The sequence below is a fragment of the Streptomyces sp. NPDC005485 genome (assembly GCF_040606085.1).
Lineage (GTDB): Bacteria > Actinomycetota > Actinomycetes > Streptomycetales > Streptomycetaceae > Streptomyces.
In genome coordinates, this window is record NZ_JBEXDZ010000333.1 from 1 (window position 1) to 1,130 (window position 1,130).

The 1,130-nt window shown below is 71.0% G+C and carries 2 protein-coding genes; both read left to right on the forward strand.

Features of this window, described 5'->3' with window-relative positions; all coding sequences use genetic code 11:
* Positions 1–509 (forward strand): anti-sigma factor (locus tag ABZS97_RS44025; protein ID WP_356149753.1); only part of this gene is annotated, 509 nt, incomplete at its 5' end.
* A gap of 115 nt (positions 510–624) precedes the next feature.
* Positions 625–894: a hypothetical protein gene (locus tag ABZS97_RS44030; protein ID WP_356149756.1), complete on the forward strand. Its 270-nt coding sequence runs from the start codon at positions 625–627 to the stop codon at positions 892–894.
* The last annotated feature ends 236 nt before the right edge of the window (positions 895–1,130 follow it).

Genomic DNA, 1,130 nt, shown 5'->3' on the forward strand with positions numbered 1-1,130 from the left:
AAAGGCAGCCGGCACGCGCGCGTACCCCCCGCTTCCGCCCGCTGCTCGCCCCGCTCGCCACCGCCACGGCCGCCGCCGCGCTCGTCGTGGCCTCGCTCTTCGCCGTTCAGGCGACGCAGACCAGGGACACCCTGGACCAGGAGCGGGCCCAGGCACGTGAGATCGCCCACGTTCTCGCGGCGCCCGACGCCCGCGCGACCGGCGCCCGGGACGCCCGGGGGCACGGTGTGGCCGTCGTCGCCTCCGCGTCGCTACGGCGCGCCGTCGTGACACCGAGCGGGCTCGGCAGCCCGACGGGGGGACGCGTGCACCAGCTGTGGCTCATGCGCCCCCACGTGCAACCACGCTCCCTGGGGCTCTTTGACGGCGACACGCCCTTGGTCACCGCTGGACTGAACACTGACGCCCAGTCACTCGCTGTGACCGTAGAGCCACCCGGCGGCTCGCAGCAGCCCACCACTGCACCAATTGCCCAAGTCGACCTGAAATCAGTTGGATTCGGAGAGTAGTCGTCAACACCCTTACAGGGAAGGTGAATCCTGTGACCGCGATACACGAGTGCCACGAGGGAGCGATAGGGTTAGCCTGCCCGGGCCGGGTGGACTCGTACGGGTGGGGAGTGACATGGAACAGATAACGATGCGCAGCAGGGCACGCGTCCCTGCGATCACCTGCGGGAGCAGCGCGACCAGTTCGCGCCTCGACCGCCATCTCTCGGTGCTGGGCGGCCCAGCCCTCCCGCAGCGCGAGACGGCCGAGGCGACGTCCCTGATGCGTGAGCTGACCGCGCGTGACACCGGGAAGGACCGCAACGGCAGGGTCGCGCGCATGCGGCGGGTCTCGCTCTTCGCACCGCTGAAGCGGCTGCGCCGCACGCTGTTCGGTGGCCACTGAGCGGTGCGGTCAGGCGGTTTCTGACCCGCGCTCGGGCGTTCGCCGCCCCGGCGCGGCGCTGTGCTGATCCGTGGCCGTTGTCCCCGCATGCCCGTAGCGCTCCCCAACTCCCGCTCTTCCACCACCCGTTGAGCGGGGTCACGGCCGAGGAACAGCGATTTTCGCCCCCTCCGCCCCTTCCCCTCCCGTCACTGATCGCGCTGCCGCGCTCGTCCTCAAACGCCGGAGGGGCTGGA

Excerpts from the sequence above, each read along its gene's own strand:
- ABZS97_RS44030 (WP_356149756.1), top strand. The coding sequence starts at position 625 with ATGGAACAGATAACGATGCGCAGCAGGGCACGCGTCCCTGCGATCACC.